The 17,908-nt window shown below is 71.6% G+C and carries 14 protein-coding genes; 13 read left to right on the top strand and 1 reads right to left on the bottom strand.

What is annotated here, in order from left to right; genetic code table 11:
- Window positions 1–8: 8 nt before the first annotated feature.
- From GVL03_RS06325 to GVL03_RS06305, 5 genes are all read left to right on the top strand, one after another.
- On the top strand, window positions 9–1,160 hold the full coding sequence (locus tag GVL03_RS06325) for an ABC transporter substrate-binding protein (RefSeq protein ID WP_159500152.1): 1,152 nt from the start codon (window positions 9–11) through the stop codon (window positions 1,158–1,160).
- Window positions 1,161–1,234: 74 nt separating this feature from the next.
- Window positions 1,235–2,542 carry an aspartate aminotransferase family protein gene (locus GVL03_RS06320; protein ID WP_159500151.1) on the top strand — a complete coding sequence of 436 codons (1,308 nt, stop codon included), beginning with the start codon at window positions 1,235–1,237 and terminating at the stop codon, window positions 2,540–2,542.
- Between the two features lie 91 nt (window positions 2,543–2,633).
- Window positions 2,634–4,127, top strand: a complete 1,494-nt coding sequence (locus tag GVL03_RS06315; protein ID WP_159500150.1) for a CoA-acylating methylmalonate-semialdehyde dehydrogenase — start codon at window positions 2,634–2,636, stop codon at window positions 4,125–4,127.
- A gap of 243 nt (window positions 4,128–4,370) precedes the next feature.
- Complete coding sequence (locus GVL03_RS06310) at window positions 4,371–5,819, top strand: DUF6421 family protein (protein WP_159500149.1); 1,449 nt, start codon at window positions 4,371–4,373, stop codon at window positions 5,817–5,819.
- A 199-nt stretch (window positions 5,820–6,018) separates the two neighbouring features.
- Window positions 6,019–7,104, top strand: coding sequence for a low specificity L-threonine aldolase (locus GVL03_RS06305; protein ID WP_200847079.1), 1,086 nt, complete (start codon window positions 6,019–6,021; stop codon window positions 7,102–7,104).
- Window positions 7,105–7,376: 272 nt separating this feature from the next.
- Here the strand turns inward: GVL03_RS06305 and GVL03_RS06300 are convergent, their stop codons facing one another.
- On the bottom strand, window positions 7,377–8,006 hold the full coding sequence (locus GVL03_RS06300) for an NUDIX hydrolase family protein (protein ID WP_159500147.1): 630 nt from the start codon (window positions 8,004–8,006) through the stop codon (window positions 7,377–7,379).
- 95 nt (window positions 8,007–8,101) lie between these two features.
- Here GVL03_RS06300 and GVL03_RS06295 point away from each other — a divergent pair, with 95 nt between their 5' ends.
- From GVL03_RS06295 to GVL03_RS06260, 8 genes are all read left to right on the top strand, one after another.
- Window positions 8,102–8,761: an alpha/beta hydrolase gene (locus GVL03_RS06295; protein ID WP_159500146.1), complete on the top strand. Its 660-nt coding sequence runs from the start codon at window positions 8,102–8,104 to the stop codon at window positions 8,759–8,761.
- 124 nt (window positions 8,762–8,885) lie between these two features.
- Window positions 8,886–9,041 (top strand): hypothetical protein, encoded by a 156-nt coding sequence (locus GVL03_RS06290; protein ID WP_159500145.1) that lies wholly within the window; start codon window positions 8,886–8,888, stop codon window positions 9,039–9,041.
- A 103-nt stretch (window positions 9,042–9,144) separates the two neighbouring features.
- Window positions 9,145–10,890, top strand: coding sequence for an ABC-F family ATP-binding cassette domain-containing protein (locus tag GVL03_RS06285; RefSeq protein WP_159500144.1), 1,746 nt, complete (start codon window positions 9,145–9,147; stop codon window positions 10,888–10,890).
- Window positions 10,891–11,044: 154 nt separating this feature from the next.
- Window positions 11,045–12,019, top strand: a complete 975-nt coding sequence (locus GVL03_RS06280; protein WP_159500143.1) for an intradiol ring-cleavage dioxygenase — start codon at window positions 11,045–11,047, stop codon at window positions 12,017–12,019.
- A gap of 33 nt (window positions 12,020–12,052) precedes the next feature.
- Window positions 12,053–12,304 (top strand): twin-arginine translocase TatA/TatE family subunit, encoded by a 252-nt coding sequence (locus GVL03_RS06275; protein WP_159500142.1) that lies wholly within the window; start codon window positions 12,053–12,055, stop codon window positions 12,302–12,304.
- Window positions 12,301–13,110 (top strand): twin-arginine translocase subunit TatC, encoded by an 810-nt coding sequence (gene tatC / locus GVL03_RS06270; protein ID WP_159500141.1) that lies wholly within the window; start codon window positions 12,301–12,303, stop codon window positions 13,108–13,110. Before GVL03_RS06275 ends, tatC begins: the two co-directional genes overlap by 4 nt.
- On the top strand, window positions 13,091–13,651 hold the full coding sequence (locus GVL03_RS06265; protein ID WP_159500140.1) for a hypothetical protein: 561 nt from the start codon (window positions 13,091–13,093) through the stop codon (window positions 13,649–13,651). The genes tatC and GVL03_RS06265 overlap by 20 nt, the downstream gene beginning before the upstream one ends.
- Before the next feature lie 231 nt (window positions 13,652–13,882).
- Window positions 13,883–17,908 (top strand): DEAD/DEAH box helicase (locus GVL03_RS06260; RefSeq protein ID WP_159500139.1); only part of this gene is annotated, 4,026 nt, incomplete at its 3' end.

Here is a 17,908-nt window from a genome sequence, read left to right as displayed (position 1 = left end):
GGAACGACATGAGACACAGCACACGCCGCATGCTCACGGCAGCCTCGCTCGCCGCCGTCGGCGCCCTCGTTCTCGCCGCCTGCTCGGGCGGCTCGAGCGGCTCGGGCTCGTCGGCCGACGCCGACGGCGACCTCACCCCGGTGAAGCTGCAGCTGCAGTGGCTGCCGCAGGGCCAGTTCGCCGGCTACTTCGCGGCCGTCGACCAGGGCTTCTTCGAGGAGGAGGGACTGGACGTCGAGATCATCCCGTCGGGCGGCGACATCGTGCCCCAGGACGCGCTCGCCAACGGGGACGTCGACTACGCCATCGCCTGGGTGCCGAAGGTGCTCGGCTCGATCGAGGCCGGGGCGGACCTCACCAACATCGCGCAGATCTTCCAGCGCTCGGGCACCCTGCAGGTGGCCTGGGCCGACTCGGGCATCACGTCGGTCGCCGACTTCGAGGGCAAGAAGATCGGGTCGTGGGGCTTCGGCAACGAGTGGGAGATCTTCGCCGCGATGGCCGCCGAGGGCCTGGACGCCTCGACCGTCGAGATCATCACACAGGACTTCAACATGAACGCGTTCCTGCAGGGCGACATCGACGCGGCCCAGGCGATGACCTACAACGAGTACGCGCAGCTGCTCGAGACGGTCGACCCCGACACGGGCGAGCTCTACACGCCCGAGGACTTCGCCGTCATCGACTACGAGGACACCGAGGGCGCCATGCTCCAGGATGCCATCTGGGCCGACACCGAGCGCCTCGAGAGCGACACCGAGTACCAGGAGACGACGGTCGCGTTCCTGAAGGCCGTCATCAAGGGCTGGGCGTACGCCGCCGAGGACCCCGAGGCCGCCTCGGAGATCACGATCGCCGCCGGCTCCGGATGGGGCCCGAGCCACGAGCTCTGGATGGTGAACGAGACGAACAAGCTCATCTGGCCGTCCCCCGACGGCATCGGGATCATCGACGAGGCCGCGTGGGACAAGACGGTGGCCGGGGCCCTGGCCGCGGTCAACGAGACGGGTGCGCACCTGATCACCGAGGAGCCGCCGGCGAGCGCATACTCGAACGAGTGGATCCAGAAGGCGCTGGAGGACCTGGAGGACTCGGGACTCGATCTCACCGGCGAGAGCTTCTCGCCGATCGAGGTCACCCTGCAGGAGGGCGGACAGTAGTCCGCCCGACGGTCGGGCGGGCACGGCCCGCCCGACCGTCACCCCGCGACGACGCGAAAGACGAGGAACCTCCCATGACCGACGGCCCCGGGCTCGACGCCCTCACCCACGACCTCGACCGCGCGCACGTGTTCCACTCGTGGTCCGCCCAGGCCGCCCTCGATCCGCTCGTGATCGCGGGCGGGCTCGGCACCCGGGTGTGGGACCACGCCGGCCGCACCTACCTCGACTTCTCCAGCCAGCTGGTGAACGTCAACATCGGGCATCAGCATCCGGCGGTCGTGAACGCCATCCGCGAGCAGGCGGAGCTTCTCGCCACGATCGCCCCCTCCACCGCGAACCTCACCCGCGGCGAGGCCGCGAAGCGCATCGTGGCCCGGGCGCCGGAAGGGTTCTCGAAGGTGTTCTTCACCAACGGCGGCGCCGACGCGAATGAGAACGCCATCCGCCTGGCTCGACTGCACACGGGCCGCGACAAGGTGCTCTCGCGCTATCGCTCGTACCACGGCAACACGGGTGCGGCGATCGTCGCGACCGGCGACTGGCGCCGCATCCCCAACGAGTACGCACGTGGGCACGTGCACTTCTTCGGCCCGTATCTGTATCGCTCCGAGTTCTGGGCGACCAGCCCCGAGGAGGAGACCGCGCGTGCGCTGCACCACCTCGAGCGGGTCGTGCAGGCCGAGGGCGCGAGCGGCATCGCCGCGATCCTCCTGGAGTCGATCCCCGGCACGGCGGGCATCATGGTGCCGCCTCCCGGGTATCTCGCGGGTGTCCGGGCGATCTGCGACCGCTACGGCATCCTCCTCATCCTCGACGAGGTCATGGCCGGCTTCGGCCGCACCGGCCGCTGGTTCGCCTTCCACGGGCACGACGTCGTGCCGGATCTCATCACCTTCGCCAAGGGCGTCAACTCCGGCTACGTGCCGGTCGGCGGCGTCATCATCTCGGACGAGATCGCGGCGACGTTCGACGAGCGCGTGTTCCCCGGCGGCCTGACCTATTCCGGCCATCCACTGGCTGCCGCATCCATCGTCGCGACCCTCGACGCGATGGAGTCCGAGGGCATCGTGGAGAACGCACGGCGCGTGGGGGCGGAGGTGATCGGGCCGGCGCTGCGGTCGCTCGGGGAGAAGCACGAGGTGATCGGCGAGGTGCGCGGCGAGGGGGTCTTCTGGGCTCTCGAGCTCGTCGCCGATCGCGCCACCCGCGAGCCCCTGCCGGCGGCGGCGATGGGCGCACTCAAGAAAGACCTGCTCGCGCGCGGCCTGCTGCCGTTCGTGCAGGACAATCGCATCCACGTCGTTCCGCCCTGTGTCGTCACCGACGACGACGTCGCGGAGGCGGTCGAGATCTACGACGCCGCTCTCGCGGCGCTGTAGTGCTGGTCGGACGACCACCCCGCGCAGACCCCAACCGGATGCGGCGCTGCATCCGGTTCACGAAAGAAGACGTGAGACAAGGAGAGATAACGTGAGCGAGACACTGGACCACTGGGTCGGCGGAGCCGCCTGGCCGGGCGAATCGACCCGCACCGCGCCCGTCTACAACCCCGCGCTCGGCGCCGTGCAGAAGGAGGTACGGCTGGCGAGCGCCGCGGATGTCGGCGCCGCCGTCGCCGCGACCGCCGCCGCCTGGCCGGCATGGCGCGACACCTCGATCGCGAAGCGCACCTCGGTGCTGTTCGCGTTCCGGGAGCTCCTCAACGCCCGCAAACACGAGCTCGCCGAGATCCTCACCTCCGAGCACGGCAAGGTGCTCTCGGACGCCCTCGGCGAGATCGCCCGCGGCCTCGAGGTCGTCGACTTCGCCTGCGGCGTCGGGCACCTGACCAAGGGCTCGTACTCCGAGAACGTCTCGACCGGCGTCGACGTCTACACCGTGCGACAGCCGCTCGGGGTCGTGGGCATCATCAGCCCGTTCAACTTCCCGGCGATGGTGCCGCTCTGGTTCTTCCCGATCGCGCTGGCGGCGGGCAACGCCGTCGTGCTGAAGCCGAGTGAGAAGGACCCCACCGCCTCGATCTGGCTCGCGGAGCTCCTGCGCGAAGCGGGGCTCCCCGACGGCGTGCTCACAGTCGTCAACGGCGACAAGGAGGCCGTCGACGCACTGCTCGACCATCCCGACGTCCGCTCGATCTCGTTCGTCGGCTCGACGCCCATCGCCCAGTACATCTACCAGCGGGCGGCCGCGAACGGAAAGCGCGTGCAGGCGCTCGGCGGAGCCAAGAACCACATGCTCGTCCTGCCGGATGCGGACCTCGACCTCGCCGCCGACGCCGCCGTGAACGCGGGCTTCGGCTCGGCCGGCGAACGCTGCATGGCCGTGTCGGTCGTGCTCGCGACCGACCAGATCGCCGACGCGCTCGTGACGAAGGTGACCGAGCGGATGGCGACCCTCCGCACCGGCGACGGCACCCGCGGCTGCGACATGGGCCCGCTCATCACCCGCGAGCACCGCGACAAGGTGGCCGGATACCTCGACGTCGCCGCATCCGACGGCGCGACGGTCGTGGTGGACGGGCGCGGGGTCGAGGTCGACGGCGCGGCGGACGGGTTCTGGCTGGGCCCCACCCTGATCGACCGCGTCCCGCTCGACTCGGCCGTGTACACCGACGAGATCTTCGGCCCGGTGCTGTCGATCGTGCGCGTCGCCGGGTACGAGGACGGCCTCGAGATCATCAACGGCAGCCGGTACGGCAACGGCACGGCGATCTTCACGAACGACGGCGGGGCCGCACGCCGGTTCCAGCGCGAGGTGCAGGTCGGGATGGTGGGAGTCAATGTGCCGATCCCGGTGCCCGTCGCGTACCACTCGTTCGGCGGGTGGAAGGCATCGCTCTTCGGCGACGCGAAGGCCTACGGTCCGCACGGCTTCGACTTCTTCAGCCAGGAGAAGGCGATCACGAGCCGCTGGCTTGACCCCTCGCACGCGGGCGTGAACCTGGGCTTTCCGCAGAACGCATAGACACGGGGGGCGTTCTCGCACCCAAGCCCGCTAGGCGGCGCGGTGGGATGCGGCCGCATGCCCCCGGCGGCCTGCGGGCGCCTCCCGCCAGTCCCGATGCCAGCGTCCACATCCCACCGCGGCGCTCCGCTCGCGAATCGGCCACGCGCAACCCTGGGTGAGCAGGATGCGGGCGGCTACCCTGGCGTCGTAAGCAATCCGCGCCGGATGTCCCGGCCTGGCCTCGCAGATCGGAGGTTCCCCATGTCCATCAGCGCCGCACACCCCATCCGTGAGCACAAGGCGATCGTCGGCGAGCCCGAGGTCGTCGAGGACGCCCAGAGCCTCGCGCGCGGCGTCGAGCAGGACCCGGCCTGGCTCGCGCTGAAGGACGCGGCGATCGCGCTGCAGGGGCTCCAGATGCAGGACGGCTCCGTGCCGGACGACGACGACATCCCCGCCGCGCGGATGCAGGTGAAGACGATCGTGAGCGCGATCCGCGAACTCGCTCCGCGGTTCCCGCACGATGCCGGGTACCTCGAGGCGCTCGTGGGCGACTTCCTGCGCTGGAGCGCCGAGGGGTTCGGCGTGCCGGACTTCTTCGACGCGCTCGTGGCGTTCCAGCCGCAGCAGCACCGCGTCGACGGTCTCCGGCACCTCGTCGTGTTCCCGATGTACACGCAGAACGGGTCCCGCGACCGCTACGTCGAGGCGGTGCTGGTCGAGGTCGTCTGGCCGGAGTTCATCGCCGCCCTCGAGGCCGAGTACACGAACCGGCTGTTCGTCTCTCTCCGGCTCGTGGACTTCACCCCGGGGTACGACACGAACTCCGCCGTGCTGTTTCCCGAGACGGTCGCGAGCTCCACGGTGCCGGTGTTCACCTGGGGAGCGATCTTCCAGGACCGCGAGGCCGCACGCTACCGGCACGTGGTGGCCGCGGCATCCGAGATCACGAAGCTCGACCTGCCCGAGGACGCCGCCAGGATGCTGACCGACCAGGCGCTCACCGAGCAGACGTTCGTGATGTGGGACATCATCCACGACCGCACGCACATGCGCGGCGATCTGCCGTTCGATCCGTTCATGATCAAGCAGCGGATGCCGTACTTCCTCTACGCGCTGGAGGAGCTGCGCTGCGATCTGACCGCGTTCCGGGAGTGCGTCCGCATCCGCGCCCGCCTGCAGGCCCGCCTCGACGAGGGCGACGAGCTCAGCGCCGCCGAGCGGGACATGCTGCAGCACGCGCGACTCGCGCAGTACGCGGTGGTGTTCGACCGGATCTTCCGGTTCGCGATCACCGGGTCGCGGGCGCGCAACTACGACGGGCTCGGCGGTCAGCTGCTGTTCGCGTGGCTGCACCGGCACGACGTGCTGCACTGGACCGACACGCGGCTCACGATCGACTGGGATGAGGTGCCGGATGCGGTCGTGGCCCTCGCCGACGCCATCGACCGGCTCTACTGGGAGTCGATCGACCGGCCGAAGACGGCGCACTGGCTCGCCGCCTACGAGCTCGTGCGCGGCGTGCTGACGCCGCATCCGGCCTCGCGCTGGGCGCGGGGGCTACCCGAGGAGGTGCTCGCGGGACCGCCGTCAGGCTTCACCGACGAGGTGCGCGAGGACGAGTTCCCGCTGTCGATGTTCTACGAGGCGCTGGAGCGGAAGATGCGCCCCGTGATCGCCTCGACCGAGGGCATCCGCGGCAGCGACTGACGGCTGCGGACTGACGGCTGCGGACTGACGGCTGCGGACTGACGGCTGCGGCCGGCCCGCGAGGTGCGGCGGCCTGCCCGCGACAGGAGGTCTGCTCCGGAACAGGACGATCGGCGCGGGATCGTCCTGTATTCGGGCAGTCCTCCTGTGCCGGGGACGCAGCTCCACGACCCGGCCGGAGACGACGTGGCTAGATTGGATGTCCGTGACCACTCTCCACGACCCCGCCGTCCGCGGCTTCGCCTCCGACAACTACTCCGGCGTGCACCCGGAGGTGCTCGCGGCGATCGAGGCTGCGAACGGCGGCCACCAGATCGCCTACGGCGAGGACGTCTACACGGCCCGCCTGCAGGACGTCTTGGCGCAGCACTTCGGCGCGGGTGTCGAGGCCTTCCCCGTCTTCAACGGAACCGGCGCGAACGTGACCGCGCTGCAGTCGATGCTCCCGCGCTGGGGTGCGGTCATCGCCGCCTCGTCCGCGCACATCAACGTCGACGAGGGCGGCGCCCCCGAGCGCGTGGGCGGCATGAAGCTGCTCACTGTGCCGGCCGAGGACGGCAAGCTCACCCCCGAGCTCGTCGACCGCGAGGCGTGGGGATGGGGCGACGAGCATCGGGCGCAGCCGCTCGTGGTGTCCATCACGCAGTCGACCGAGCTCGGCACGCTCTACACGCCCGACGAGGTCCGCGCCCTCGCCGACCACGCGCACGGGCACGGGATGCGGCTGCACCTCGACGGCGCCCGGATCTCGAACGCCGCGGCCTCCCTCGACGTGCCGCTGGCGGCCTTCACGCGGGACGCGGGCGTCGATGTGCTGAGCTTCGGCGGCACGAAGAACGGCGCGCTCGGCGCGGAGGCGATCGTCGTGCTGGAGCCGGCCGCATCCGCAGGACTCACGTATCTGCGCAAGCTCAACATGCAGCTCGCCTCGAAGATGCGCTTCGTCTCGGCGCAGCTCGTGGCGCTGCTCGAGGGCGACCTGTGGCTCCGGAACGCGCGTCACTCGAACGCGATGGCGCAGCGCCTGCGCGGGGGCGTCGAGGCGGGGCTCGCCGACGGCTCGGTGCGCGGCGTCGCGTTCACGCAGCCCACGCAGGCCAACGGCGTCTTCGCGACACTGCCCGGCGTGGTCGCGGATCGCCTGCGCGAGAGCTTCCGCTTCTACGATTGGAGCGGATCGGATGCGGCGCGCCGCGAGGTGCGCTGGATGTGCTCGTTCGACACGACCGAGCACGACGTCGACGCGTTCGTCGCCGCGATCGCCCGCGAGACCTCCGCATCCTGACCCGAAAGTCTCCCCGGAGTGGGGAGATCTCGCTTCCTTCGTCGGTCGTCAGCGACCCCGGCCGCTGACCCGAAAGTCTCCCCGCCCCGGTTCTGTTGAACAGGCGCATTGCCTGGACTTTCCCCACCCCACGGAGTGCCCCGCCAGGGGCGCGGAGAAGCTGAGCCGAGAGTCCGCCCCGAAGGTCTCCGCTCTCGGTCCCTGAGCGAGGAGCACAGCTCCGAGACGAAGGGGCGCGGAACCCGCTCCGTGGGCGCCGCGCCCGCCCGGGATCAGCGCAGCGCGCCCACCGAGGCGAGGCCGAGACGCACCAGGCTGCCCCGTCCGCCCTCCATCTCCGCGGCGAGCGCGTCGGATGCGGCCTCCGACGGCTCCATCCACGTCACCTCCAGAGCATCCTGGCGCGGCTCGCACGTGCCCGTCACGGGCACGACGTACGCGAGCGACACCGAGTGCTGGCGGTCGTCGTGGAACGCGCTCAGCCCCGGCATCGGGAAGTACTCGGCGACGGTGAAAGGCGTCGGCGACGGCGGGAGCAGCGGGAACGCCATAGGGCCGAGGTCGTTCTCGAGGTGTCGGAACAGCGCGTCGCGGACGGTCTCCCCGTAGCGCACGCGCCCGGACACGATCGTGCGGGTGATCTCGCCGAGCGGCGTCGCGCGCAGCAGGATGCCGACCTGCGTCACCTGGCCGAGCCCGTCGGTGCGCACCGGGATCGCCTCGACGTAGAGCATCGGCAGACGCCGGCGCATCTCGGCCAGCTCCACGTCGCTGAGCCACGCGGGGTTCGAGGCGCTGCCGGGCAGCGAACCGCCCGCGCTCCCGCCGAGACCCAAGGGGTCGCGCTCGGCGCTGTCGTCCTCGGGCTCGTTCGGATCGGGATCGGGAGTACGAACCGGCATGTGTCCTGTATACCCCACCGGCTCTCCCCGGTCGTCTGCGCGCCGGCGGTGCCCGATCCCTGGCGGGTGTCCGCGGCCGGTGTCAGGATGGTGCGGTGAACCTCACCGATGCCCTCGCCGACGACGTCGTCCTGTGGTCGGCCGGCTCTCCCGCCGGCAAGCCTCTGCTCGTGCTGCTGCACGGCTACGGCTCCGACGAACGCGACCTCTTCGGCCTCGTCCCGCACCTTCCCGACACGTTCGCCTACGCGGCCGTCCGCGCGCCCCTCGCGCCCTCGTGGCCCGCCCCCGGCTACTCCTGGTACCCGATCGAGGGTCTCGACGGACGGGACCCGCAGCGGGTGACGGATGCGGCGGAGCGCCTGGCCGAGTGGATCGACGCGCGCACCGAGGCCCCCGCCGTCGCGCTCCTCGGGTTCTCGCAGGGCGGTGCGGTCGCCCTGCAGGCGCTGCGGCTGCATCCGGAGCGGTTCGCGTTCGCCGTGAACCTCAGCGGCTACGCCGCGCCCGGGGTGCTGCCGGGCGACACGGTGCTCGCCGAGCGACGCCCGCCGGTGTTCTGGGGGCGGGGCAGCCATGACGAGGTGATCCCCGAGCCGCTCGTCACGCGCACGGTCGAATGGCTTCCCGCTCACGCGGACCTCAGCGGACGCGTCTATCCGGGGCTCGCGCACAGCGTGTCCGCGGAGGAACTGGCCGACGTCCGCCAGTTCCTCGAGAAGCAGCTCGATCGGCTCTCCGCCCCGCCGTCCTGACTCGAAAGCCCCGTCTTCTCGGTCCCTGAGCGAGGAGCACAGCTCCGAGACGAAGGGACGCGGTGCACTCCTTCGTCCGGCTCACCTGTCGCGTCCTGCCGGTCTCGGCGACCGGAGGCGACAGGTGAACGGCACTTTCGCCACCCTCCGCGCCGAGCCGAACGAAACCGACCCGGACGAAACCGAGCCGGACGAATCGGTGTCGCTGCCCTGTCGGGCGAGCCGCATCCGGGATATCGTGATGGTTCCTGTTCTTGAGCGAAAAGGCCTTTACCGGTGATCTCCTTCGACGGCTCCGCGACCACGCGCTGACCCCGTCGACCACCGTGCCCGCATCGCGGGCGCCCGGGTGTCAGTGCTTCCACCGACATCCCGGAGGCACCATGCCCGCTCCTCTGCCCGCGGTCGTCCTCGACCGCCTCTCGTTCTCGTGGCCCGACGGCACCCCGGCGCTGCACGACGTCTCCGGTACGTTCGGCGCGGATCGCACGGGCCTCGTCGGCCGCAACGGCTCCGGCAAGTCGACGCTCCTGCATCTCATCGCGGGATCGCTGACCCCGACGTCCGGACGGGTGTCGACCGTCGGCGACGTCGCCATGCTGACGCAGCGGCTGACGCTCGACGCCGACCGGCCGGTCGCCGATCTCCTCGGCGTGGCCGACACGCTTGCGGCCGTGCGCGCCGTGGAGTCGGGCGACGTCAGCCCGCACTGGTTCGACGTGATCGGCGACGACTGGGACGTCGAGGCCCACGCCGTCGCCGCGCTCGCGGACGCGGGACTGCCGCCGGACGCCCTGGACCGCTCGGTGTCGGAGCTCTCCGGCGGCGAGGCGACCCTCGTCGCCGTCGCCGGAGTCCGCGCCCGCCGGGCGGCGATCACGCTCCTTGACGAGCCGACGAACAACCTCGATCGCGACGCCCGCGCACGGCTCGGCGAGATGGTCCGCGGATGGCACGGCTCCCTCGTCGTCGTCAGCCACGACGTGGGTCTGCTCGACCTCATGGACGACACCGCGGAGCTCTACGACGACGCGCTCACCACGTTCGGCGGCGGCTACACGCGCTGGCGCGCCTGGGTGGACTCCGAGCAGGATGCCGCCCGCCAGGCCGAGCGCACCGCCGCGCAGGCGGTGCGCCGGGAGAAGCGCGAACGGATCGAGGCCGAGACGAAGCTCGCCCACCGCGCGCAGGTCGGCAAGAAGGCGCAGGCCGAGAAACGGGTGCCGGGGATCGTCGCCGGCGGGCGCAAGCGCGCGGCGCAGGTGTCGGCGGGCAGGCTGCGAGGTCTCGTCGAGGACCGGGAGGCCACGGCGCGGTCCGCCCTCGCGGCCGCGGAACACCGCATCCGGAACGACGACTCCGTGCGCATCGATCTGCCCGACCCGGCCGTGGCCGCGGGCCGGCGCATCGCCACGCTCGGCGACGGCGAGCGCACCTGGGTCGTGCAGGGCCCTGAACGCGTCGCGATCGTGGGCCCGAACGGCACCGGCAAGACGACGCTGCTGGAACGTCTCGTGCGCGGCGCCTCGAGCGCGGAGTCCTCGTCCGGGGATGCCGTTCGGGCCTCGCTCGGAGACACCGTTCAGGATGCAGGACATTCCAGCCGCAGCACGGCGCGGCCCGCGCCGAACAGCGGCGACGGCGCGCCGCGTCCGGCAGACGTCCTGCTTGCGGCACGGGGCACGGCGCACACCGAGCGCGTCGGCTACCTGCCGCAGCGTCTCGACAGGCTCCACGACGCCGCGTCGGTGCTCGAGAACGTGCAGAGGGCTGCTCCGCACGCACCGACGGCGCAGTTGCGTGATCGGCTCGCGCGGTTCCTGCTGCGCGGCGCGACCGTGGATCGCCCCGTCGCCGTGCTGTCGGGCGGAGAGCGGTTCCGGGTCTCGCTGGCGCAGCTGCTGCTCACCGACCCGCCGCCGCAGCTGCTCGTGCTCGACGAGCCGACGAACAACCTCGACCTCGACACCGTCGACCAGCTCGTCGACGCGTTGCGGGGGTATCGAGGCGCGGTGATCGTCGTGAGCCACGACGACGCGTTCCTCGACCGCCTGGGACTCGACCTCGCCCTGGAGCTCCGCGACGGCCGGATGCGGGAGACCTCGCGCGACACGGCGAACGAGGCATAGAGGACGCGAGCGGGAGGGCACGTGGCAGGCAGGCCGAGCCGCAGAGACCGACCCGTGGAGAACGGCACATAGGAAGGGCATAGCAGGGACAAAGCCCCGGGACGGGTCGATCACGGATGCTGGTGCACACGAAGCCGACCCTCTGGAGCCGATCATGACCCGTATCCCCGAACCGGAACAGACCCCCCAAGGACCCGCCTACGAAGGCCGCCTGCTCGACCGCGTCGACGAGGAGGTCGTCGACCAGGGCGCGCCGTTCGACATCCGCACTCTGATCAGCCGCCGCGGCGTGCTGAGCCTGGTCGGGCTCGGGGCGGGGGCCGCCGTGCTGGCCGCGTGCGCGCCCGCCGCGTCGTCCAGCAGCGGCACCTCCACGTCCACCGCCACGGCGACGCCGAGCCCGAGCGCCACCTCGACCACGACGGGCACGCTGCCCGCCGGCGAGATCCCCGACGAGACGGCGGGACCCTATCCGGCCGACGGCTCGAACGGCGTCGATGTGCTCGAGCAGTCCGGCATCGTGCGCAGCGACATCCGCTCGAGCATCGACGGCGGCGCCACCGCCGAGGGTGTGCCGATGACCTTCTCGCTCACCATCCTCGACATGGCGAACGACGACGTGCCGTTCGAGAACGTCGCCGTCTACGCCTGGCACTGCGACGCCCAGGGCGGATACTCGATGTATTCCGACGGCCTCGAGGACGTCACGTACCTCCGCGGCGTGCAGGTGGCCGACAGCACGGGAACGGTCACCTTCACCTCGATCTTCCCGGCCTGCTACACCGGCCGCTGGCCGCACATCCACTTCGAGGTCTACCCCGACGTCGACCAGATCACCGACGCCACGAACGCGATCGCGACCTCGCAGGTCGCCCTCCCGGAGGACGTCTGCAACACGGTCTACGCGCTGTCCGAGTACAGCGGGTCCAGCCGCAACCTGTCGGGGGTCACGCTCGACAGCGACAACGTGTTCGGCGAGGACGGCGGCGCGCTGCAGATGGCCACCGTCACTGGCGACGCCACGTCGGGCTACGCGGTCTCGCTGGTCGTCCGCGTCGACACGACGACGACTCCCTCCCTCTCCGCCGCTCCGTCGGGGGGCGGTCAGGGAGGCGGCCCCGGCCGTTGATCCCCTTCCACCCGACCCGTTAGGACCACACCCATGCTGCAGAACCTCACCGGATGGCACGCGCTGATCATCCTCGCCGTCGTGCTCCTCGTCTTCGGAGCCGCCAAGCTCCCGGCGCTCGCCAAGAGCGTCGGCCAGTCCGTCCGCATCCTGAAATCCGAGACCGTCGACCCGGCGGCCCAGGATGCGGACGCCACCGCACCGGCTGCCGCGCCGGATCAGAGCGGTCGCCTGACCGCGATCTCGGCGCCCGGGCACACCGCGCCCGGGCACACCGGGTCATGACCACCGCCACCGCCGCGCCGACGCGGATGCCGCTCGCGGCGCACGCACGGGAGGCGCGCACGAGGGCGTTGCGCGCGGCGGTGGCCGTCGCGATCGGCGTCGTGGCCGGATACCTCCTGTCGGATCAGATCCTGGAGGTCCTGCGCACGCCGATCGCGGAACTCGCCGAGACCCGCACCGCGAGCCTCAACTACGACAGCGTGACCGGCGCGTTCGACCTGAAGCTCAAGATCGCCCTGTTCGCCGGCGTCGTCGTCTCGAGCCCGGTCTGGCTGTACGAGCTGTTCGCCTTCCTCGCCCCCGGGCTCACCCGGCGCGAGAAGAGGTACACGTTCGGGTTCCTCTTCTCGGCCCTGCCGCTGTTCGCGGCCGGCTGCCTCACCGGGTTCCTGCTGTTCCCGCACATGGTGGAGCTGCTGGCGGGCTTCGCCTCGACCGAGGACAGCTCGCTGCTGCAGGCGTCGTACTACGTCGACTTCGTCATGAAGATCGTGCTGTGCACCGGGATCGCCTTCGTACTGCCGGTCTTCCTCGTGCTGCTGAACCTCCTCGGAGTGCTCCCGGCCCGCACGATCGCCCGGGGCTGGCGAGTCGCGGTCGTCGCGATCGTCGTGTTCAGCGCCATCGCCACACCCGCGGCGGACGTGCTGTCGATGTTCTTCGTCGCGATCCCGATGGCGGCGCTGTTCGGCGGTGCGCTCGCGATCGCACACCTTCACGATCGCCGTCTCGAACGCAGGGCGGCGCGAGATGCCGCCGCGCCGCCCACACCCTCAGGAGACCACCGTGTTCGGATTGACCGCTGAGAAGCTCGTGCTCGTGCTGATCATCGCCGCCGTCGTCATCGGTCCGCGGCGGCTCCCCGGCTATGCGCGGACGCTGGCGGACGTCGTCCGCTCGCTGCGCAGCACCTTCGAGGCGGCGCGGACGCAGGCCGAGGCGGAGACCGGGATCCCCCTGGACCGCGCGCAGTGGCAGAGCCTCGATCCGCGCCGGTACGATCCCCGGCAGATCGTCCGCAACGCATTGATCGAGGCGCCCACAGCGTCTTCGGCGCCCGCGATGTCTTCGGCGCAGGACGCCGGTGGCGCGGATGCCTCGTCGACGACGGATGCGGTCACGTCGGAGGCGACGAGTACAGATGCGGAGGTCTCGCTGTCCGCAGCATCATCCTCGCCCTCCATGACCTCGCCGGCGATGTCCGAGGGCGGCGCCGCGCCTTCGGTCCCCTACCGGATCGTCGGATCCTCCGCACACCCCCGCCGCATCCGCATCCCCGCCGAAGAGACCGGACCCGGCGAGGACGGCAGCCGGGCGTCCGCGCCTGCGGCGAGCGTGCCGGCTTGACCCGCAGGGCGCCCTCAGCCGTCGGATGGAAGGCGGTATCACCGCTTCATCGGGGCACAGCAGCCGTCACCGGCCCCATGCGTCCGACGACTGAGGGAGCAATTCTCCCGCTTCGTCTCGCTTCGCTGGCTCAACGACCGGGCTCTCGCCCTCCCACGAAGGGCCCCGCCCCGTGTGCGCCCTGAGCGCAATCCCGGCCCCGATGTCGGAGGCACCCCCGATGATGGTCGGGTGAAGGATGTGCTGGACCGGTTCTCCCCTGCCACGCAGGACTGGTTCCGCGGCGCCTTCGCCGCCCCCACAGACGCGCAGGCGGGCGCCTGGACGGCCATCTCGCACGGCCGGCACGCCCTCGTCGTCGCACCGACCGGCTCGGGCAAGACCCTCTCGGCGTTCCTCTGGGCGATCGACAGCGTCTTCCGCGAACGACAGGCCGAGCCGCCCGCTCCTCCCGAGTCACACGGCGCGAAGCGCGCGAGGCGCGAGACGGATGCGGCGCGCACCCGCGTGCTCTACATCTCGCCGCTGAAGGCGCTCGGCGTCGACGTAGAACGGAACCTCCGCTCCCCGCTCGTCGGGATCGGCCAGTCCGCGCGTCGACTCGGCGTCGCAGCGCCCGCCGTCACCGTGGGCGTGCGCTCGGGCGACACGTCGTCCTCCGACCGTCGCAAGCTCGTCACCGATCCGCCCGACATCCTCATCACGACGCCCGAGTCCCTCTACCTGATGCTGACGAGCCAGGCGGGTCAGACGCTGCGGAACGTGCACACCGTCATCATCGACGAGGTGCACGCGGTCGCGGCGACCAAGCGCGGCGCCCACCTCGCGGTCAGCCTCGAGCGTCTCGACGCCCTGCTCGAGAAGCCCGCGCAGCGCATCGGACTGTCGGCGACCGTCCGGCCGATCGACGAGGTCGCGCGCTTCCTCGGCGGTGCCGCCCCGGTCGAGATCGTCGCGCCCCGGGCGACCAAGGCCTTCGACATGACGGTCGTGGTGCCGGTCGACGACATGCTGCATCCGCCGCCGCCCCCGGGCGAGCCGCCGCCTCCGCCACGGCCTTCAGGTGAGAGCGACGACGGGGACGGCGACTGGTTCACCCCGTCGGCGTCCCGTCCCGAGAGCACCGAGATGACCGGATCGCTCTGGCCGCACGTCGAAGAGGCCATCGTCGACCGCATCCTGAAGCACCGGTCGACCATCGTGTTCTCGAACTCCCGGCGCCTCGCCGAACGGCTCACCGCGCGGCTCAACGAGATCTACAGCGAGCGACTCGGACTCGATCTGCCCGAGAAGACCGTTCCGGCGGAGCTCATGGCACAGGCGGGTGCGACCGCCGGCGCCGAGCCCGTGCTCGCCAAGGCGCACCACGGGTCGGTCTCGAAGGAGCAGCGCGCGATCGTCGAGGACGAGCTGAAGTCGGGGGCCCTCCGCTGCGTCGTGGCGACGAGCAGCCTCGAGCTCGGCATCGACATGGGCGCGGTGGATCTCGTGATCCAGGTCGAGGCGCCGCCGTCCGCGGCATCCGGCCTTCAGCGCATCGGCCGCGCGGGCCACCAGGTGGGTGAGACCAGCCGGGCGGCACTGTTCCCCAAGCACCGCGGCGACGTGCTGCACACCGCGATCGTCACCGAGCGGATGCTGGCGGGCCAGATCGAGGCGATCCGCGTGCCGCAGAACCCGCTCGACATCCTCGCCCAGCAGACCGTCGCCGCCTCCGCCCTCGGCGCCATCGAGGTCGAGGACTGGTTCGAGACCGTGCGGCGCAGCGCACCGTTTCGCACTCTGCCGCGCTCCGCCTATGAGGCGACGCTCGACCTGCTCGCCGGGCGGTTCCCCTCCGACGAGTTCGCCGAGCTCCGGCCCCGCCTCGTGTGGGATCGCGACCAGGGCACGCTGACCGGTCGCCCCGGCGCCCAGCGCATCGCGGTCACGAGCGGGGGCACCATCCCCGACCGGGGGCTGTTCGGCGTGTTCGTGGCCGGCCAGACGCAGAACGCCCGGGTCGGCGAGCTCGACGAGGAGATGGTCTACGAGTCGCGGGTGAACGATGTGTTCACGCTCGGCACGACGAGCTGGCGGATCGTCGAGATCACCCACGACCGCGTCAACGTCGTGCCCGCGTTCGGCCAGCCCGGAAAGGTGCCGTTCTGGCACGGCGACGGCATCGGACGCCCGGCCGAGCTCGGCGAGGCCCTCGGCCGGTTCTCCCGCGAGGTGTCGGCGGCCGAGCCGGCGAAGGCGCACGAGCGGCTCGCCGACGCCGGCCTCGACGAGCGCGCACAGGACAACCTGCTCGCGTACCTCGCCGAGCAGCGCGAGGCCACCGGGTCCGTGCCGAGCGACCGCCAGCTCACGGTCGAGCGCAGCCGCGACGAGGTCGGGGACTGGCGCGTCATCCTGCATTCCCCGTACGGCATGCAGGTGCACGCACCCTGGGCCCTGGCCGTGAACGCCCGGATCCGCGAGCGCCTCGGGGTCGAGGGATCGGCGGTCGCGAGCGACGACGGCATCATCGCGCGCATTCCGGACGCGACCGCCGATCCGCCCGGTGCGGAGCTGTTCGTGTTCGACGCCGACGAGCTCGAGCAGATCGTGACCGACGAGGTCGGCGGCTCCGCGCTGTTCGCCTCCCGGTTCCGCGAGTGCGCCGCGCGGGCCCTGCTGATGCCGCGCACGAACCCGAACCGTCGCAGCCCCCTCTGGCAGCAGCGGCAGCGGTCGGCGCAGCTGCTCGAGGTCGCCCGTCGCCATCCGACGTTCCCGATCATCCTCGAGACGCTGCGCGAGGTGCTGCAGGACGTCTACGATCTGCCGGCCCTCACCCGGATCGCGCGGCAGATCGCGGACCGCCGCATCCGCCTCGTCGAGACGACGACGACGCAGCCGTCGCCCTTCGCCCGCGACCTGCTCTTCGGATATGTCGGCGCGTTCATGTACGAGGGCGACTCGCCGCTGGCGGAGCGGCGGGCGGCCGCTCTGTCGGTCGATCCCGCGCTGCTGTCGGAGCTGCTCGGCAAGATCGAGATGCGGGAGCTGCTCGACCCCGCTGTCATCGAGCAGTTCGAGCGCGAGGCGCAGCGCCTCGATCCCGAGCGCCGGGCGAAGGGCCTCGAGGGCGTGGCCGACCTGCTGCGTCTGCTCGGCCCTCTCGACGACGCCGAGATCGCCGCTCGACTGCGCGCCGAGGACACCCCGGAGGAAGGCTCGGCCGATCGCCGAGGGTCGCCGGCTCCTGGAGAGCCACCGGATTCGGAGAATCGACGAGATTCGGATGCTCTGGCGGCATCCGCCCCGAATACCGTCACATCCCCGAATCCCGTCACCGCCGGCCCCGGCGCGGAGCCGGGCCCGGCTCCGGCTCCGGCTCCGGAGGGAGCCGACGCGACCACTGGCCAGCGCGCCGCGAGCCCGGCGACGGCGTCCGCGCACGCCGAGGCGCTCGTCCGGGCGCGCCGCGCCATCCGGGTCACGATCGCCGGCGCGACCCGGATCGCCGCGATCGAGGATGCCGGGCGGCTGCGGGACGCCCTGGGAACGGCGCTTCCGGTCGGTCTGCCGCAGGCGTTCCTCGAGCCCTTCCCCGACCCCTTCGGAGACCTCGTCGCGCGGTATGCGCGCACGCACGGCCCGTTCACGGCGGACGCGGTGGCCGAACGGTTCGGCGTGGGCGTCGCGGTCGCGCGGCACACGCTCCAGCGGCTCGAGGCGTCCGGCCGCGTCACGAGCGGCTTCTTCCTGCCGGAGACACGCGCGCCGCGCGCCGATGAGACGGAATGGTGCGACACCGAGGTGCTCCGGCGTCTCCGGATGCGGTCGCTCGCCGCCATCCGCGGCAGCGTCGAGCCGGTGCCGCCCGAGGCCTTCGCCCGGTTCCTGCCGGCCTGGCAGCACCTCGCCCGGCCGCTCGAGGGGATCGACGGGACGCTCGCCGTGATCGAGCAGCTCGCCGGGGCGCCGATCCCGGCGAGCGCGTGGGAGTCCCTCGTGCTGCCCTCCCGGGTGCGCGACTACGCGCCGGCGATGCTCGACGAGCTCACCGCGACCGGCGAGGTGCTCTGGTCGGGCCACGGATCGCTGCCGGGACGCGACGGCTGGATCGCGCTGCATCCGGCCGACGCCGTGGGGCTCACCCTGCCGCCTCCCGACGACGAGGTGCCGCCTGACTCGCTCGACGCACGGGTGCTCGACGCGTTCTCGTCGGGCGGCGCATACTTCGCCGCGCAGGTGCGCGCGCTCACCGAAGCCGAGAACGAGCAG

The sequence above is a fragment of the Microbacterium sp. 18062 genome, assembly GCF_902706225.1.
Classification (GTDB): Bacteria; Actinomycetota; Actinomycetes; order Actinomycetales; family Microbacteriaceae; genus Microbacterium.
The sequence above is the reverse complement of the archived record's forward strand: the minus strand, read 5'-3'. Positions and strand labels throughout refer to the sequence as shown.

Coding starts and splice junctions, on each gene's coding strand:
- GVL03_RS06325 (WP_159500152.1), top strand. CDS start 9: ATGAGACACAGCACACGCCGCATGCTCACGGCAGCCTCGCTCGCCGCC.
- GVL03_RS06320 (WP_159500151.1), top strand. CDS start 1,235: ATGACCGACGGCCCCGGGCTCGACGCCCTCACCCACGACCTCGACCGC.
- GVL03_RS06310 (WP_159500149.1), top strand. CDS start 4,371: ATGTCCATCAGCGCCGCACACCCCATCCGTGAGCACAAGGCGATCGTC.
- GVL03_RS06305 (WP_200847079.1), top strand. CDS start 6,019: ATGTCCGTGACCACTCTCCACGACCCCGCCGTCCGCGGCTTCGCCTCC.
- GVL03_RS06300 (WP_159500147.1), bottom strand. CDS start 8,006: ATGCCGGTTCGTACTCCCGATCCCGATCCGAACGAGCCCGAGGACGAC.
- GVL03_RS06285 (WP_159500144.1), top strand. CDS start 9,145: ATGCCCGCTCCTCTGCCCGCGGTCGTCCTCGACCGCCTCTCGTTCTCG.
- GVL03_RS06280 (WP_159500143.1), top strand. CDS start 11,045: ATGACCCGTATCCCCGAACCGGAACAGACCCCCCAAGGACCCGCCTAC.
- GVL03_RS06275 (WP_159500142.1), top strand. CDS start 12,053: ATGCTGCAGAACCTCACCGGATGGCACGCGCTGATCATCCTCGCCGTC.
- tatC (WP_159500141.1), top strand. CDS start 12,301: ATGACCACCGCCACCGCCGCGCCGACGCGGATGCCGCTCGCGGCGCAC.